The organism is Paenibacillus sp. JNUCC-31, assembly GCF_014844075.1.
In the GTDB taxonomy this organism is placed as follows: Bacteria; Bacillota; Bacilli; order Paenibacillales; family Paenibacillaceae; genus Paenibacillus.
In genome coordinates, this window is the sequence record NZ_CP062165.1 from 5,293,741 (window position 1) to 5,309,935 (window position 16,195).

The 16,195-nt window shown below is 42.0% G+C and carries 18 protein-coding genes and 1 pseudogene; 17 read left to right on the forward strand and 2 right to left on the reverse strand.

All coding sequences use genetic code 11. The features are described 5' to 3' along the window. Window positions 1–44: 44 nt before the first annotated feature. The 8 genes and pseudogenes from JNUCC31_RS33500 (at window position 45) to JNUCC31_RS22995 (ending at window position 7,514) form a co-directional block, all read left to right on the forward strand. The gene (locus JNUCC31_RS33500; RefSeq protein WP_228469197.1) at window positions 45–299 is read left to right on the forward strand and encodes a hypothetical protein; all 255 of its coding nucleotides are present in this window, start codon (window positions 45–47) and stop codon (window positions 297–299) included. Window positions 300–617: 318 nt separating this feature from the next. Beyond that, the gene (locus JNUCC31_RS22965; protein ID WP_192265075.1) at window positions 618–860 is read left to right on the forward strand and encodes a hypothetical protein; all 243 of its coding nucleotides are present in this window, start codon (window positions 618–620) and stop codon (window positions 858–860) included. Between the two features lie 294 nt (window positions 861–1,154). After that, the gene (locus tag JNUCC31_RS22970; protein ID WP_192265078.1) at window positions 1,155–2,279 is read left to right on the forward strand and encodes a GntR family transcriptional regulator; all 1,125 of its coding nucleotides are present in this window, start codon (window positions 1,155–1,157) and stop codon (window positions 2,277–2,279) included. Window positions 2,280–2,690: 411 nt separating this feature from the next. After that, window positions 2,691–3,992 (forward strand): ABC transporter substrate-binding protein, encoded by a 1,302-nt coding sequence (locus tag JNUCC31_RS22975; protein WP_192265080.1) that lies wholly within the window; start codon window positions 2,691–2,693, stop codon window positions 3,990–3,992. 72 nt (window positions 3,993–4,064) lie between these two features. Beyond that, a complete protein-coding gene (locus tag JNUCC31_RS22980; RefSeq protein ID WP_192265083.1) occupies window positions 4,065–5,000 on the forward strand; it encodes a carbohydrate ABC transporter permease in 936 nt (311 codons plus the stop codon). 17 nt (window positions 5,001–5,017) lie between these two features. After that, window positions 5,018–5,854 (forward strand): carbohydrate ABC transporter permease, encoded by an 837-nt coding sequence (locus JNUCC31_RS22985; RefSeq protein WP_192265085.1) that lies wholly within the window; start codon window positions 5,018–5,020, stop codon window positions 5,852–5,854. 598 nt (window positions 5,855–6,452) lie between these two features. Then, a pseudogene (locus tag JNUCC31_RS22990) lies at window positions 6,453–6,731 on the forward strand (DUF3024 domain-containing protein); the annotation flags it as partial. A gap of 138 nt (window positions 6,732–6,869) precedes the next feature. Continuing rightward, on the forward strand, window positions 6,870–7,514 hold the full coding sequence (locus JNUCC31_RS22995; protein ID WP_192265087.1) for a DUF3885 domain-containing protein: 645 nt from the start codon (window positions 6,870–6,872) through the stop codon (window positions 7,512–7,514). Between the two features lie 262 nt (window positions 7,515–7,776). On the opposite strand, the gene JNUCC31_RS23000 is transcribed toward JNUCC31_RS22995, so the two are convergent. Further along, the gene (locus JNUCC31_RS23000; RefSeq protein ID WP_192265089.1) at window positions 7,777–8,307 is read right to left on the reverse strand and encodes a hypothetical protein; all 531 of its coding nucleotides are present in this window, start codon (window positions 8,305–8,307) and stop codon (window positions 7,777–7,779) included. A 231-nt stretch (window positions 8,308–8,538) separates the two neighbouring features. On the opposite strand from JNUCC31_RS23000, the gene JNUCC31_RS23005 reads away from it, so the two are divergent. Continuing rightward, on the forward strand, window positions 8,539–9,018 hold the full coding sequence (locus JNUCC31_RS23005) for a hypothetical protein (protein ID WP_192265091.1): 480 nt from the start codon (window positions 8,539–8,541) through the stop codon (window positions 9,016–9,018). Window positions 9,019–9,069: 51 nt separating this feature from the next. On the opposite strand, the gene JNUCC31_RS23010 is transcribed toward JNUCC31_RS23005, so the two are convergent. Further along, window positions 9,070–9,672 carry a hypothetical protein gene (locus JNUCC31_RS23010; RefSeq protein ID WP_192265094.1) on the reverse strand — a complete coding sequence of 201 codons (603 nt, stop codon included), beginning with the start codon at window positions 9,670–9,672 and terminating at the stop codon, window positions 9,070–9,072. Window positions 9,673–9,904: 232 nt separating this feature from the next. Between JNUCC31_RS23010 and JNUCC31_RS23015 the strand changes: the two genes are divergently transcribed. From JNUCC31_RS23015 to JNUCC31_RS23045, 8 genes are all read left to right on the forward strand, one after another. Next, entirely contained in the window at window positions 9,905–10,471 is a 567-nt protein-coding gene (locus tag JNUCC31_RS23015; RefSeq protein WP_192265096.1) for a histidine phosphatase family protein, read from the forward strand. An 89-nt stretch (window positions 10,472–10,560) separates the two neighbouring features. Further along, window positions 10,561–10,911, forward strand: a complete 351-nt coding sequence (locus JNUCC31_RS23020; RefSeq protein ID WP_192265098.1) for a hypothetical protein — start codon at window positions 10,561–10,563, stop codon at window positions 10,909–10,911. 45 nt (window positions 10,912–10,956) lie between these two features. Further along, window positions 10,957–11,553 (forward strand): chloramphenicol phosphotransferase CPT family protein, encoded by a 597-nt coding sequence (locus JNUCC31_RS23025; protein WP_192265100.1) that lies wholly within the window; start codon window positions 10,957–10,959, stop codon window positions 11,551–11,553. A gap of 5 nt (window positions 11,554–11,558) precedes the next feature. Further along, entirely contained in the window at window positions 11,559–11,864 is a 306-nt protein-coding gene (locus JNUCC31_RS33505; RefSeq protein ID WP_228469198.1) for a hypothetical protein, read from the forward strand. A gap of 152 nt (window positions 11,865–12,016) precedes the next feature. Continuing rightward, window positions 12,017–12,295 carry a hypothetical protein gene (locus JNUCC31_RS23030; RefSeq protein ID WP_192265103.1) on the forward strand — a complete coding sequence of 93 codons (279 nt, stop codon included), beginning with the start codon at window positions 12,017–12,019 and terminating at the stop codon, window positions 12,293–12,295. 137 nt (window positions 12,296–12,432) lie between these two features. Continuing rightward, a complete protein-coding gene (locus tag JNUCC31_RS23035) occupies window positions 12,433–13,473 on the forward strand; it encodes an ABC transporter substrate-binding protein (protein WP_192265105.1) in 1,041 nt (346 codons plus the stop codon). Window position 13,474: 1 nt separating this feature from the next. Beyond that, a complete protein-coding gene (locus JNUCC31_RS23040) occupies window positions 13,475–14,251 on the forward strand; it encodes an IucA/IucC family C-terminal-domain containing protein (protein ID WP_192265107.1) in 777 nt (258 codons plus the stop codon). Window positions 14,252–14,296: 45 nt separating this feature from the next. Next, the gene (locus tag JNUCC31_RS23045; protein WP_192265109.1) at window positions 14,297–16,018 is read left to right on the forward strand and encodes a helix-turn-helix domain-containing protein; all 1,722 of its coding nucleotides are present in this window, start codon (window positions 14,297–14,299) and stop codon (window positions 16,016–16,018) included. Window positions 16,019–16,195: the final 177 nt, after the last annotated feature.

Here is a 16,195-nt window from a genome sequence, read left to right on the forward strand (position 1 = left end):
ATGGTAATTCTATGGGATTCTGTATTGAATTCAAATTACTTAAAATGAATGATACCAATGCAATATATGTGTATGGGGATTGTTCGGAAAATTTTGAGGGGATATTTGAACTAGATTTAGAAAAATTAAAATCTGGTGAGACTCAAGGTGATACGAATATGAGGCAAGTTGTGAGAGTAATTAAACCATGCATAAGTGATGGAGATTATCAGCATAAAGCAAACAGGGCATTTAGCAAGATTTATAAACACTATAAAGAAACAAGAACATATTTATTAGAAGGTGGCTATTATTCATAGATTTAATCGTCTAACAAAACGTATAAGATCATTAATTATGGAAGTAATACAAGATGGCCGATCCATCATATATCATCGTATCTACGCTGTTGGGCATTCGCCCCTTGGTAGGTAGAGGAATCTCGAGGTTGCAGATTCAGCAGACAACCTTGCACACCTAACCGCGTCGGGACCAGTCGCTTTGCTCCTTTAAGGTGGTGAGGATTCGTATATACCCAAACGTTATACGATAGATCGGCCCCAAAGACTTGTAAGTGATTCAACCGCAACGTCCTGTTGCTAGATGTTCCACATAATTCTGAAAGGGGATTCTAAAATATGAAAATGTATCTTTCTGAATTAGAAGAGAGTATTTTATCAAAAGACCAAATACATAAAATTTTGTTTGGAGATAGTAGTGATGATGGGGAACATTGTGATTGCGTGTTTGTTCCTTCGAGTAACACAAGTAATGAATATAGAACTCCGGCAGCAATAGAACTTTTTTCTATCAAGGGCGTTCGCCTAAAGTTCTATTTTCAGGTGGAGACAATGGAGAGTTTATTGAATCTGAATCTATGAGAACGTTTGCACTGGAAAGGAATGTAGATTAAATGAATGGCTGTGGGCCGACGTCCTGTCTAATAGATAATAATCCATTTAGAGATCCATTCCGCGAAATTCTCCAGCTTTAAGAGAGGCATTAAAATTCGCTCCAGCTCGCTTCGGATGGGGTCTAATTGTAAGCAGAGGTCTGACACCGTAGACTTGGAAAACGCCATGCCACAGAAGTTCGTCGGTAATCTCAGTAACTTTGCGAATCACTCCTTGTGTAATATACTTAGTATATTAATATTATGATGTCAGGGTGGTTTTGTGGAATTGCATTTATATGAGCAGATATATATCTATATTGTACAAGAGATTAAAGAAGGTCGATTAAAAGAAGGAGACCGGGTCTCTTCTGAAAAAGAGTTGGCTGAAAAATTTGGCGTCAGTCGTATTACATCTAAAAAGGCTCTGGAGAAATTGGCAGATTCTGGGGTTATCAAACGAATACAAGGAAAAGGTTCATTTGTGGCCGATGGTATAATTGGAGGACAAGAACCGAAGCACTATTCAGAGGTAAGAACGACTTTGGTTCCTGAGGATGATAAGCGGTTGATCGGGTTTATTATACCGAATTTTTCTGACGAGTTTGGCTTACAACTTCTTAGATCGATGGAAAAGCGTAGTGCTGAGCATAATTATCAACTCATTATCAAGCGAACTTGCGGGGATCGGGATGAGGAAAAACGTGCGATCGACTTATTTATTCGTTTAGGCATCAAAGGATTAATCGTGACCCCCATTCATGGTCAACACTATAATTCGGAGCTGCTTCGACTTGTATTGGATCGGTTTCCAATTGTTTTGGTCGATAGATACCTAAAAGGAATTCCGGTTTGTTCGGTGTACACAGACAATAAGAAAGCAGCCATGGATCTTACGCGTCATCTGATTAGCAAAGGTCATAAAAAAATTGCCTTTTTATCTCCGCCGGAAGAGAACACTTCAACATTGGAGGAAAGGCTGCTCGGATATACGTTTGCCTTCACCCAAGAAGGAATGAACTTGAATAAAGATTATGTATTGACGAACTTGAAGGGCACCCTTCCCATGAACATAAACGGAACAGCGATTGAAAGTGATAAAGAAACAGTAAAGCATTTTTTGAAACAACACCCTGATGTAAAGGCGTTTGTCGCATCGGAATTTCTAATAGCTACCATGCTGGCTCAGGTCATCCACTCGATGGGGAAATCTTTGGAGGAATTCGAGATTGTTTGTTTCGACTCCATGAACGATTACCTGGGTCAACCCATCTTCACTCATATTGAGCAGGATGAGAAGCAGATGGGTGAATTGGCAGTGGATAGGCTAATCTCTCAGCTGCATGGAACAGCAGTTCCCGAGCTAAACATTATTGAACATCGTATGGTCGTGAAAAATAACAGGTAGGGTTAATACAAGCGCAGCTCAACTAAAGCTAGGATATTGTTCAATGTGTCGAGAAGTCCCCAGGGGCTTTTCGGCACTTTTTTTGATATCAGAAAGTATAAACTTCGAAGCATGGACCTTCCTGATATCGCTAGAAAAACTTCTTCTAAACACGGTCTGTCTTCTGTGAAGTAGCCATACATCGATGTCGTAATATTGCAATTGACACGCTGTACGACGTCATATTAACATACTTAGTATAACTAGTGAATTTCTTATAACAAATTCACTTCGTTCATCATTTTCTGTTTTTAATAATTCATGTCACCAATGTTGTTAACGCTTACATAAATTGTGGATTGATCAGAAAATGAAGTGGATCTTATAGGAATTCAAGTTAAACGAATGAATTTAACTTAAGGGGGACTTTGAATGAGGAGATCCAAAAAATTCGCATTTCCAATTCTTGTTTACTTTCTGGTTATGTTACTACTTGTAACCGCTTGCTCAACGAAGGGAGACTCCAGCGATGAGGCCGGAGAGGGGATTACAACGGTTACGATGTGGCATGGTCTTACCTCAATTGATTTAGATAATATGAATAAAGTCGTGAAGGCATTTGAGGAGAAAAACCCTACGATCAAAATGAAATTGGTTTATACAGAATCCAGCGAGGGATCCGATCAGAAGCTGCTGACTGCAGTCGCAGGCGGCAATCCTCCTGACGTTGCACTTTTCGACCGGTTTAAGGTCGGTACTTGGGCTGCGCAAGGTTCTCTGACTGACTTATCCTCGATGGCAGCAGAATCCGGAATACGTAAGGAAATGTATTATCCATTTGCATGGGAGGAGTCCAGTTATCAAGGAAAGCTTTATGCAATGCCGATGGATACGGACTCTCGCCTGCTATTTTACAATAAGGATCATTTCAAAGAAGTGGGGCTGGATCCCAACAAACCACCACAAACGATCGCCGAGCTTGAAGCGGCCGCCGATAAGTTAACCATCAAGGAAGGTAAACGTTTCAAACGGATCGGGTTCATCCCATGGTATTCGCAAGGCTGGCTTTATACTTGGGGATGGGCATTTGGAGGAGAATTCCAGGATGCTGCCACCGGCAAAATTACTGCAAATGATCCTAAAGTCGTTGAAGCATTACAATGGATGACCGACTTCGGCAAAAAATACAATGTCGAGGATATCGCCGGATTCACAAGTGCAGCGGGTACGGAGGAAATGGATCCGTTCATTTCCGGTCAAGTCAGCATGAAGATAAGTGGAAACTTCACGGTGAAGGGTATCGAAAAATTTAAGCCGGATTTAAACTACGGTGTTGCACCAATACCGACCCCAACAGGTACTAATTTTACGACATGGTCCGGAGGCGGGTCCGCTATTATCCCTAAAGGCGCCAAGAACGTCGCTTCTGCTTGGAAATTCCTCGAATTCTTAGGGAAAGAAGAGGGGCAAACGTTATTAAACGCTGACTCTCAAATTTCCGTTATTGATTCGGTTAACGACAAATACGGTTACAAAGACGATCCGATTATGAAGGAATTTATTAATATCTTGCCCAATTCACACAACCGCCCGGTTATTCCTGAAGGACAACTGCTGTGGAATGAGTTAGCTTCCGCTACGGAAAAGGCTACCCGCGGTAACGGTACTCCGAAAGAGAACCTGGATAGAGTTACAGAGACTGTGAATAAGGCTTTGGAAAAATACGACAAATAGAGTGCTCGGTAGGCAGGGAGCGAACTCTCTCTCCTTGCCTATTCATGAATGACAATTGGAAGGAGAATGCACATGGCGAAACTGGCCGATTCAGTTCAAGTAAACGCAATTCCATCGGCAAGGAAACGGGCACTCCGCAGAACTAACGTGATTGGGTGGCTGTTTGCTTCACCTTGGGCTATAGGGCTGCTATGCTTTTATGCAATTCCGATGCTAATGTCCATCTACTTCAGTTTCACTACTTACAGCATTCTGCAGCCTGGTGAATTTGTCGGAATGAATAATTATAGAGATCTTTTTCATGATCCTCTGTTTTGGAAATCCATATACAACACGATTTATTTTACCGTATTTTTTGTTCCATTAAGTATATTTTTCGGTGTGGCACTCGCTATGATGTTGAATATGAAGGTCAAGGGTATGGCTGTATTTAGAACGATCTTTTTCTTACCTACTCTTGTGCCACAAGTGGCTCTGGCTGTTCTGTGGATGTGGCTGTTACATCCAAACTTCGGATTGGTGAACGGGATGCTAGCGAATATCGGTATCGATGGGCCTTCTTGGCTTGGTGGTGAGTCGTGGTCCAAGCCCTCTCTCATTCTGATGTCGCTCTGGGGTATTGGGCAAGCTGTCGTTATCTACCTTGCTGGATTAGGAGACATCCCTGATGAGTACTATGAAGCGGCACAAATCGATGGAGCTAACTGGTTTCAGAAAACGAGAAAGGTAACCCTGCCTTTGCTCACTCCCGTTATTTTCTACAACCTTGTCATGGGAATGATCGGTGCATTCCAACAGTTTACTCTTCCCTATACGTTGACCAAAGGGCAAGGAACTCCTGCAAATTCCATGACTTTTTACGTCATGTATTTATATGAGAACGGATTCAGGTATTTCAAAATGGGTTATGCCTCCGCAATGGCCTGGATCTTATTTATTATCGTTATGGCATTAACCGGAATTATTTTTATTACGTCTAAACGCTGGGTTCATTATCAAGGGAAATAAGGAGGAGGAAGTAAGGGATGAATCCTATTGCTATCAAAAGAATCAATCGTGCGTTAGCCTATTTATGTCTAATTGTTGCTTCTGCATTTTTCATGATTCCGTTCATTTGGCTGGTTTCGACTTCTCTTAAACCACTCACACAAATCTTTACCTTCCCACCAGAGTGGATCCCGCATCCCATTATGTGGAGTAATTATTCCCGTGCCGTTGAGTATATCCCTTTCTGGACATATCTGAAAAACACGGCGATTATAACAATCGTTAGTACGCTTGGTGTGATCATATCCTGTCCCTTGGTTGCATATAGTTTTGCCAAGTTAGAGTACCGTGGGAGAGGTATACTTTTCTTTGTTACCCTCGCTGTTATGATGATTCCCGGACAGGTGACGATGATTCCTCTATTCCTGTTGTTTACTAAATTAGGTTGGGTAGGAACCCCTCTTCCACTGATTGTACCCCAATTTTTTGGAGTGCCCATTTACATTTTTCTATTGCGGCAGTTTTTCATGGGACTGCCTGATGCCCTGCGCGAAGCAGCCCGCTTAGACGGCGCTAGTGAGTTCCGCATATATTTACAGATCATGTTTCCACTAGCCAAATCCGCCGTTTTAGCCGTGGCATTATTTCAATTTATGGGGAGCTGGACTGATTTCATGGGCCCCTTGCTCTATTTAACCAATGAACCATCTTACACGGTTTCGCTCGGATTGCAGCAATTTCAGAGTCAAAAGGGATCCGAATGGGGTCTATTAATGGCCGTATCCACCTTGATGACATTGCCTATTATTGTTTTGTTCTTTTTCCTTCAAAAGACGTTTATTAGCGGCATTACATTTAGCGGTATAAAAGGTTGAACATCATTTGTATGAATTAAGCCCAGCGATGCGGAACCCCAGGGATGTTAGGACGGACCATTCCGCGACATGGATCGGCTGTTATGGACCCACAGGCATCAATGGCATTATCGATCAGATCGCTCAGGCTCTGTTGGCTTGAGAGGCAGCTTTTAGATGAGGAGAAACATCCAGCTCGTGGCCTGTCCCCTAAGTCGTAAATGATTAGCATAGCCCCATTATTAAAATTGTAAAATCGAAAGAAACTGTTATGCTGCGCCAATGGGACGCAGTAGCGTAACAAAAGCTGCATGGCCGATTGGCTTATGCAGGAAGAAGCGCCACGACGATGAAGTCGCGGCGCTTTTTTGCGTGCATCACGGCGCAGCTATCGTGATGCACCAAGTGTTGCCATCATGAAAGTGTGCTCGTGATGGCAGCTTGAGCACCGCACTAATGCACGCGGTGCAACCCCATGAGGTACTGCCCCATTGGGCGCAGCACCTCATCCTGACGCGGCTTGCCATTGCATAAGCCGCGCTCGGTTTCACCTTTTACAACACTAAAAGCATCATTTAAATCGGAGAGAACAACATGATATAATCAAGACCATTACACCGAAAATGCTGTACCCGAGCACGTGAAAAGTCAGATGAAGATTAGTAATAAAATAAGAGGAAATCATGTGACGTTGATTGAAGAAAGACAAGCCTTTCGAAGCGAGCAATGGGTACAGATGCCGGTAGCACAGTTCAGATTAGATGAGCAGGCATGGAAAATCTATTGGCAGGACAGTAAGGGCAGATGGCATTTCATTGATGATATTAAACCGAATGAAGATTTTGAAACACAGCTAAAGATCGTGGACGAAGGTCATAACGGAATGTTCTGGGGTTAATTTTTCGAAAAAAAGAGTTGGAGAGTTGAGTAAGCCAATTAACATTAAAAGATCTGAATGTCAAACGGGAAACCATTGAAGAGACGGACTCATTTTTTAGCAGGCATTCATCTTTAAAGAGAATTTGGAGGCCACAGAATGGACCTGAAGACGTATCTGGCAGAGCATTTTCCAAACCTGACCTTAGAACCACCTCTTTTTTATAATTGGGATGTTGCAATACGATTCGAACTTGGCAATCCGCTGATGTTTGAAATGAATACGGAGCATTATATGGAACAAGTTTATCATCGATCACTTGAATTATTTAAGGCTCTTCATGATCAAGAAGATGAAATCCTATTAATAACTCAAGCTTATTTTGCAGATAAGCCTAAACACAAAGTGAAGAAATTGAACCTGTACAGAAAATATATCAAGAAGAAAGGGCCGATTAGAGCCTTGAGCCTTGAGATATTTCCAGGTTTGGATTGTGAACCGGATGACATCCTAGACCCAAGGAACAACATGTATAGGTACTGGACTAAATGTAGAGTTGAGGACTTGAAATATAATCAGTTAATCAAAGCTATATGTAATCATGATGTTGGAGTTCAGCCAAAGATTTATCATAGGGTGTATTTCATTAATATAAGTAAGAAAACGATATTTCATATCTATGATGATAGAGGTTGCGATGTTATTTCAGCAGCAAGGGAAGAGCTAATGGATGTCTATACAAAATATAACGATTGGATTCTAGATTATGATCGAGACAAAATTAACAATATATTTATAGGATAATACAGGAAAACCTAAAATTTAATTAATCATAATCCCTAATAATTGTGGAAGTATCAATAAAATATTCTAGGTAGCTGAGAGAAGCTAGATACAAGTTATGCTGTAATATTCATACGTTAGGCGATTCATACTTAGTTTGATTGAGAAAAGCAAAGAAGCCGAGACCTTATCCACCCGGCTTCTTATAGTTAATTTTTTTCAAAAAAAGTTGCAATAAGAAGATTCTCTCCGCACCAAAAGGTGTTGTATATTGTTAAGCTTATCACTGTTTTATTTTATCTAACGGTACGTTAATGCTTGCTGACTCAATTGGAGTAATGATCGTTCCGTCTTGTTCAATCAGGGAAATCGTTATTTCTATAGAGTCTTGATTATTCAAATCTATCGAGAGTGATCTACGTTGAAACTCATCAAACAGGCCTTCTGTTTTAACAACAGTATCTTCTTCAAACAATTCACCATTTTTATCATGAATCGTAACTTGGAAAATTCGATCTGGAATTTTTTTCGATTGATTCGGTTGATAGTCTCTTTTACTGTACCATAACCCAAATTGTAGTTTTTTTGAAGTTGGTAGGTAGTAGAGTTCTGTAAGATGTATATTTGGATTCTTTAAATCTTGATTCTGTTCTGTAAGCTGAATTGGTTGTTCATCGTTATTATATGGAGTATCCCATTGTAATGGCAATGTCGAACCCGTTTTGAGAGCAATTAGTTCCCTGTCAGCATACCAATAAATCCCTATTAGAATTACAATGACTGAAAAAAGTGAAATAATTAGTTTTCTTTTCACATAACATCCCTACCATCTTTAGTTAATAACCTAACTGTCCTACTCCATGTATCCAAGATTTAAATTGATTTAAAACTCCATTGTAGTTATTAATTTCCTTACTAGCAACTAGAGTGTTGGACATATCTAAAACAGAAATTTTCTGATGTTGATCGCGCAGGGATAATGTATTATTTGAAACACAGGTTTGGAAAGAACTTCAAGAGTGTTCCGATGTAAGGAGTAAGGATTATGGATAAAAAAGAAAAGAAGTTTATCATTGCTATGATTGTACTTGCTGTAGTTGTATTAGGAGCTATATGGTACCTAAAAGTAGGATATTTATTAAAGAAACCAGAGATGCCGGAAGCAAATATTGCAATTCAGACCCAAATGGTGGATGGTGGTGCGATCAGTTTACGAAATGCTGATTACATCGAAAATCAAATCAAGGTTGGATATGAAGTGAAAGGGTTCAGTTTGGAGGAATATAATATTGCTTGTGAGCTTTATCATGATGGACATTTGATTTCAACTTCTGGCTCAACAGGTGGAGGTTTGATAGAACTGGACAAAAAGCATTATTATTTCATTGGTTATGAGAATATAACTGAAATGAATCTTCCTGAATCTATACATCTAAACGTGGAGATTAAAGTGATACCCAATGACTTTAGACAAAAATCGATAACTTCATCATTTGACGTAAGCCTTGATAAAGAAGTGCAATAGATTAAAGAGGGCAGCTATGTCCGCAAAGGTCACCGTTGTTTGATGAAAGCCTCAATTCAAATGGTACTTCTCCATAACGGAGTCACGGAAAGTTTCGTATTCTGATAACGCTTGTACAGTGGAGGATTGAGGTAAACTATATTGACTTATCCCTTCAATGCTGAATTTGCCTAAGTTATCATTGATTAATCCATAATCACCAAAGGAGTTTTTCATTAAGAAAAGCACACTTTTATCACCTTTCTGCAGTTCTACATAGTCATTAACTGTGTACTTGACGTCTCCTTCCAGGCTGACGGGTTCAATGATTGTTAATTCGTTTTGATCTGAAGGGAAATCGTCGGGTTTCTTCAATATCTCATCAATCTTGATGTTCGTATTGGTGTGAAAGGATTGCATGGTCTCGTCATCAAATGCAGTTATGATATGCTTGCGATCTTTGAAATCTTCTGTTGCATAACCAATAACGATCAGTTCAGCGAACGCATCCAACTTATCTATTTCATGAAATGTTAAAGAGTTGGCTGAAAGGTTGACGACTTTATGAATGGGCACGTACGGTTTCGATTGACCATTTACGTAAGCGATTGCAACAGCAGAGATAGCTAATACGAATAAAGAGACTAGTACAACCTTCCTTTTGAAAAAAGACATGATCTCATCCTCTCCGTTAGATTAACTTCTTTTGAAAACATCTTGCTTCATTTCTACTATACACATATCTGAAAATTATTGTAAATTAATATCTGACAGAATTTCAATCCTGAATTCAGAATCAAAATATGGTGGCACCATTTCATTGATTTTTGGAACGAAAAGACAAAATATGTTGAAGGACCTAAAGCGTGACCATAAATTTTGATAGAAGAAACTCAAGGAGGGTCCTATGAAGACCATCGTTTATATGGTAAGGCATGCGGAGTCACCGTATACGGAAGGAACGGAAAGAACGAGGGGGCTTACTCTGGAGGGCAAGATGAATGCAGAACGAATAACGGAAATATTAACGAATGAAAGAATACATTCCATTGTCTCAAGTCCTTATGCCAGGGCTATTCTGACCTTAGAGGGTGCGGCAGCAGCGTTAGAATTAGATATTCAGATCATGGAGGATCTACGGGAAAGGCATTTTTCAGATGATATGATTGCGGATGTTGAGTTCGAGCCTGCTTGGAAGAAGATGTTTGATGACCCTGATTATGCATTGCCAGGAGGCGAGTCGAACACGGTTTGCCAGAATAGAGCAGTGGGCGTGTTGAAACGGATTTTAGAAGAATACAAGGGTAAAAAAGTGGCGATCGGCACACACGGACATGTAATGACGTTGATGATGAATTACTTTGATTCGAGTTACGGATTGGATTTTATGAATCAAACCAAGAAACCGGACATTTATCGATTACAATTTGACGAGATGGAATTAGAGAACGTGACAAGGCTATGGAGTGAATAGGGTGAAAGTGAATAGGCGTGAACGCTTGTTCATAATTTGGGTTACAGGTAAAATATAGATATGATTAAATATGGAAGGGGTTGATTCCATTGACATTACAAAACTTGTTTCATGAAAAACCAACGAAACTATGGAACGAGAGAATGGTTAAACACGGAGATGAGATTTTTACAGAAGAGAGATTACTCATGTCTGATCAAGCCCTGGATACATATTTGCACCAATTAATAGCAGTACAAGAAACGAAACATCCTGAGCATATTATGAAAGCTGTAGAAGAAGTTGTGGTTACATTTAATGAAATGAATGAGGAAAATGGCTATTTCATAGAAACGATGGAACGTGAAGAATTGGCCGATTTTATCGACAAGGCAGCAAGGTTGGCTGGATTAGACATTGAGGACGATGAAGATATTACGGAAGAATGGAGAGAGTGGTAAACGGTATAACAGTGTTTTCCAATTTTATAGATAAGGGTGATAGATGTGGAACGAGGACTCATTATATTTTTGAACGGAACATCAAGTTCGGGGAAGACGAGCATTGCGATGGAAATGAAAAATCAGGGAGACATTCCGTTCCATCATCTATCTGTAGATCAATTTCTGCATAATTATGATCAGTTTATCGACAATACATATCCAGATATGAAACCAACAAGAGAATTAGAGCACCATGTCATGACCGATATCCTGTTCGACCCCATTAATTCGTTGTACTGTGCAACCATTAAACTGTTTTCGGAAATGGGTTTGAATGTCATCGTGGATACGGTCATCAGCAATGACAAGTGGTTTAACGATTTTTATAATTTGCTTTCGGATTATCCGATATTGTTTGTAGGTGTGCATTGCTCAAAAGAAGAACTCACCAGAAGAGAGCAGAGCAGGGGAGATCGTGAGATTGGACTTGCCCATTCCCAGTTCGACTACATATACTCCTATGATGAATATGATCTGGAAGTGAATACGGAAGAACTCAGTTCAGCTGCATGTGCGGAAAAGATACTAAGTTATATGAAGTCCGAAAAGGAATACTCGGCATTTAAGAAGTTAAGCAGAAGAGAGGTGAAAACATCGTAAAAGAAATGAATTTAAGACCAAGGCTGGTAAGCTGGCGTTTTGATGATGAGGTTAGGTCGGATAACTCGGAAGAATGGAATTGGATAGAGATCACGATGGTCTTTACAGATGGTTCCAGACGATGGAGCATCTTATATACACCAGAACGTTTGCTAAATAACTTGTCTCGACCGGACATAGACCCACCAGGCCTTCATATGCAGCAACTGATTGTTGTTAGAAGCTATGTAGTGCATGACATTGAGAGAGTGCTGAACGTTTTTGATGAAGAAGATAAATTGATCGAGGCCTCAAGGGAATATCCAGAGTAGCTTCGAAATGCTGAGTTCTATATTAGATGTGTTAATACATGTTTATGTTTTATGTCTTGAAAAGAAGATTGGAAGGTTGTCTGATCTCTATGGAGTAGAGGAGGACCTTCCTTTTTGTTTTTAAAACTTTGGTGGACAAGGGGGAGAACGCTATGAATCCAGAAGATCATATTCAACACATGTTACAGGCAATCATTGAACAAACACAATCCATCATCAACGATAGTCGTAAACAATCTTTTGGATCACTGGAATATTTCCTGGGACATATTTTGGAGTATCGGGATGAACAGCAATACCTGACAGATGAGTGGCAGATCCGCACACCTCGCTGGCTGGGGGAGTATGGCAATACGCCGGAGGAAGAAGAGCTTCTTTCAAACATCTACCGACTGCAAGCCTATATTACTGAAACATTAAAAGGCGGATAAGTGATTCGCGATGTCGCATTAGTCCGGCTGAAATGTCGCAAAAGTACATGGTAACACGATACGGAGATCGTATATACTCTCTTTATGTTTCGATAATGAAAATCATTATCAGTATTATACATAAGGGGGATTCACAAATGAAACAAGGAACAAAGGGGCAAGCGGCTGGTAACAAAGCCTATGCTGCTCACAAATCACGATTATTCATGGGCTTGATGTTGGCCCTTATTCTTGTATTGACAGCTTGCGGTGCTGCAACAGGTACAGATAGCGGTAAGCAATCTGCAGCAACGCCAGCGGAGACACCTGCGAATGCAGAAACACAGACCGACGGAGCTTTTCCCGTAACGATCAAGGGTATGAAGGGTGACATCACTCTAAACGAAAAACCAAAGAAAATTGCAGTGCTGGATGTTAAATTTCTGGATCAAATGTTAGCGGTTGGCGAGAAGCCAGCAGGTAGTGTTATCGCTGGAGGTAACACCGATTTTCCAGAATACTTAGGCGATCAACCGAGTGATGTACAGGTTCTGGGTACACGGGACGAGCCTAATCTGGAAGCGATTGTTGCACTCGACCCGGATCTGATTATCATGACGGACTTCCAGGAGAAGCAGTATGAGAGTGTAAGCAAAATTGCACCTACCCTGGTACTCGATTTCTATGAAGACTGGCGTGATACGTTAGCTACAGTGGCTAAGATTACAGACAAGCAGGACGAGGCAGAGAAAGTGCGCACATCCTATGAGGAAAAAGTTGCTGGTCTGAAGGCACAGCTGACAGAGAAAATGGGAGATGAGACAGTCGCTCTGATTCGTCCGCGTAAAGAAGGTATCCGTGTCCATGGCATCGAACACCGCACAGGCGGCATTTTGTATAATGATTTGGGCTTGAACATGCCTGAACTCGTTAAAGAGATCAAGGATGATACTTCTGTTGAAATTTCCATGGAGAAAGTCCCTGATATCAAGGCAGATCGTTATTTTGTGCTGTCGGATGAGCTGTTCGCAGCAGAGGCAGAGGCTATGTTGACTAATCCCGTGTGGAAGTCCCTTGATGCTGTGAAAAATAACCACACGTATGACGTAAACTCAACACTGTGGATTGCATACTACGGACCTCTTGCGATTAATCTGATTGTAGATCAGGCATCGGAAGCCCTGCTCGGATCGAACTAATATGAACCCATATCTCTCGACAGACTTATGGAAAGAGACGGTAGAGGATCATTCGATTTTGCTTGGTGAGCCGCCTGAACATAGTGTCCGTACCATTGCTTTGAGTGAGTTGCATGACGAAATGGCGTGTCGAGAGTATATCCGCTGGTTTCAGAACTATATCGATGCGCCTGACATGAAAGTCGCAGCCTCCATGTTAGCCAAGCGGCTTGGCTATCTATGGACGACTCCGCTCGTGACCGCGATGACGTTTCATCATCAGCATGTAACCTTTCAGCTGGAGAACAGCTTTCTCTATCATCCGGCGCTCTCAGATCATGAGGGCGGCACACGATTTCCTTTTTTAGCGGTGAATGGGCTTCAGGCTGAAGGACTAACGGGAGACAGGGGAGTATGGCGGGAAAAGGTGCTCGAGGAGATGTTTGCGGTACAGCTTACACCGCTGTTAAAGACACTTGCTGCGATTGCGCCTCTTTCGATGAGTATTCTCTGGGAGAATATCATGGTACGTATCGGCCGACTATTCGCTCCTGATGAAGCCGAAACTGAGCAGGAAAGTAAGATAATTCAAGAGGACTTTTCATATCTGACGCAGGTGGCATCCGGGGAAGTGTTTGGTGAGAGGAAGAATCCGTTAACCCGCTTCACCGATTGTAAGGACAATGTGCATGTTGCCAAAAGCGAGCGAATTACCTGCTGTTTCTATTACCAGATGTCAGGTGAATATTGTCTCAAATGTCCGAAAATTGACAATGAGAAAGAATCTCAACTAAAATGACAACAGCAACAATTTTACCTATGCGATTGTCAGGAGATGAGAGAAATGCCGCTGCAAGAACAGACAAGTGGTTGGACTGATACGGCCATCAAGATGCTTGACGGGTATAGCGGTACTTTGCAGACAGGCAGCGTTCTACGCGAAACGGATTTAACTTCAAATGTCTTGCTGCTGGCATGCGGAGGGGAAGGGGAGCTTGCAATGGATGGCGAGAGTTGCCACATTGGAGCTTCTTTTGCCTGTCATGTGGTGAAGGGGGCATCCTTTACGCTGACGGCCAGATCAGAGGACATTCATTATATTATGATTATGTACAAGGCTTCTTCCATGGAGGGAGCCTCTCTTGTTATACCTTCGTATCGTAAACACCCATTGCAAACTTCGTTTGTTCAGAATCCGGTAACCCAAGCCGAATGGATTGAGAATGCGGAAAAAATCGTTGTTAAGTGGCGCCGCGGCGAAGGGCTGGAACGTTTCCATGCGAACGCGCTGCTCCAGGGCATGATCTACGAGCTGATCATGGAGTATGAGTGTGGTCAAGGCGGAGCGGAGTCCGACATGGTGGATGTGGTCGCTTCTTATATCACATCGCACTATCGCCAAAACCTGGAGCTGAAAGAACTGGCGGCCCTTGCGGGATGCAGTGTAAGACAGTTGCAGCGACGATTCAAACAAGAGAAGCAGCTGGGACCGATGGAGTACGTCATCCAGCTGCGGATGGAGAATGCATCGCGGATGTTGCATCATACGGATGCTTCCATTGGGGAAATTGCGGACAAAATGGGCTATCGCGACATGTATTATTTCAGCAGGGCATTTAAGAAATATTATGGCGTTCCCCCGCTGCGTTATCGTCTTGCTGCCGCTCCGAAAACAGATGCAGATTATGCAAATGCTTTACTGCAGAATCGCACGGCCTCTTCGTATGAATCGGCCCAAGGCCCGGTGATCTGCCATTTGCGAGGGGAGTACATTGTCACCGAATCACCACAACGTATCGCTGTACTCGATGTTCAATATGCCGATCATCTGCTTGCGCTCGGGTTGTCTCCGGCAGGAAGTGTAGGAGTAGGAAGTGCAGTGTCAACGTTCCCGCAGTATATCCGGGCAGGGCTTCAGGGTACCGAATTACTCGGAACGTATGAATATCCTGATTTGCTTGCGGTAGAACGATTGTCACCTGATCTGATTATTTGCACCGAGGTGCATGATCAGCATGTTGAACGATTAAGCCGGATCGCTCCAGTAATCATGTTTCAACGTAATGAGAGCTGGCAGACCATTCTAAGCCTGTTCGGTGAACTGACTGGCAAGCGGTCAGAGGCCAAGCGTATACTTGCGGATTATCACCGACGAACCACATTACTGTCCGAAGAACTTGCTCCAGTACTGGCAGGTAAGAGCGTCGCACTCATCCGTCCGCTGGATTCCCTGGTTCGCGTACATTCTGCCGCTCATCGTACAGGTGCTGTGCTGTACCGTGATCTGGGTCTGCCTGTTCCGTTATTTGTGGCAGACACCTCCGACACGGCGTATCATATCTCGGTTGATAGACTCCCGGCTGTACATGCCAGCCACTATTTTTTACTCAGCAATGAAATGATGCAGGAGGGCATATCCGCTACAGAGCAACGTGTCTGGAGAATGCTCGATACGAATGAGCGACAGCGAATACACTCCGTAGATGCCGCAACATGGATCGGCTGTTATGGGCCGACAGGTATTAATGGGATCGTGGATCAGATTGCGCAGGCGTTGTTGGCTTGAGATGTGGTTGCTTATCCGCCAATTCACCTTCGCAATTGTAACAATATGGGTTATCATATACGTAGTTCAGATACTAGATCGGATATATTGTTATACAAAAAATTAGATATTATATGAAATCAATTGCACGATTTATGAGGTGATTCAATGAGAAAAAAATATAGCAATATTCTTACC

Coding starts and splice junctions, on each gene's coding strand:
- JNUCC31_RS33500 (WP_228469197.1), top strand. CDS start 45: ATGAATGATACCAATGCAATATATGTGTATGGGGATTGTTCGGAAAAT.
- JNUCC31_RS22965 (WP_192265075.1), top strand. CDS start 618: ATGAAAATGTATCTTTCTGAATTAGAAGAGAGTATTTTATCAAAAGAC.
- JNUCC31_RS22975 (WP_192265080.1), top strand. CDS start 2,691: ATGAGGAGATCCAAAAAATTCGCATTTCCAATTCTTGTTTACTTTCTG.
- JNUCC31_RS22980 (WP_192265083.1), top strand. CDS start 4,065: ATGGCGAAACTGGCCGATTCAGTTCAAGTAAACGCAATTCCATCGGCA.
- JNUCC31_RS22985 (WP_192265085.1), top strand. CDS start 5,018: ATGAATCCTATTGCTATCAAAAGAATCAATCGTGCGTTAGCCTATTTA.
- JNUCC31_RS22995 (WP_192265087.1), top strand. CDS start 6,870: ATGGACCTGAAGACGTATCTGGCAGAGCATTTTCCAAACCTGACCTTA.
- JNUCC31_RS23005 (WP_192265091.1), top strand. CDS start 8,539: ATGGATAAAAAAGAAAAGAAGTTTATCATTGCTATGATTGTACTTGCT.
- JNUCC31_RS23010 (WP_192265094.1), bottom strand. CDS start 9,672: ATGTCTTTTTTCAAAAGGAAGGTTGTACTAGTCTCTTTATTCGTATTA.
- JNUCC31_RS23015 (WP_192265096.1), top strand. CDS start 9,905: ATGAAGACCATCGTTTATATGGTAAGGCATGCGGAGTCACCGTATACG.
- JNUCC31_RS33505 (WP_228469198.1), top strand. CDS start 11,559: ATGAATTTAAGACCAAGGCTGGTAAGCTGGCGTTTTGATGATGAGGTT.
- JNUCC31_RS23030 (WP_192265103.1), top strand. CDS start 12,017: ATGAATCCAGAAGATCATATTCAACACATGTTACAGGCAATCATTGAA.
- JNUCC31_RS23035 (WP_192265105.1), top strand. CDS start 12,433: ATGAAACAAGGAACAAAGGGGCAAGCGGCTGGTAACAAAGCCTATGCT.
- JNUCC31_RS23040 (WP_192265107.1), top strand. CDS start 13,475: ATGAACCCATATCTCTCGACAGACTTATGGAAAGAGACGGTAGAGGAT.
- JNUCC31_RS23045 (WP_192265109.1), top strand. CDS start 14,297: ATGCCGCTGCAAGAACAGACAAGTGGTTGGACTGATACGGCCATCAAG.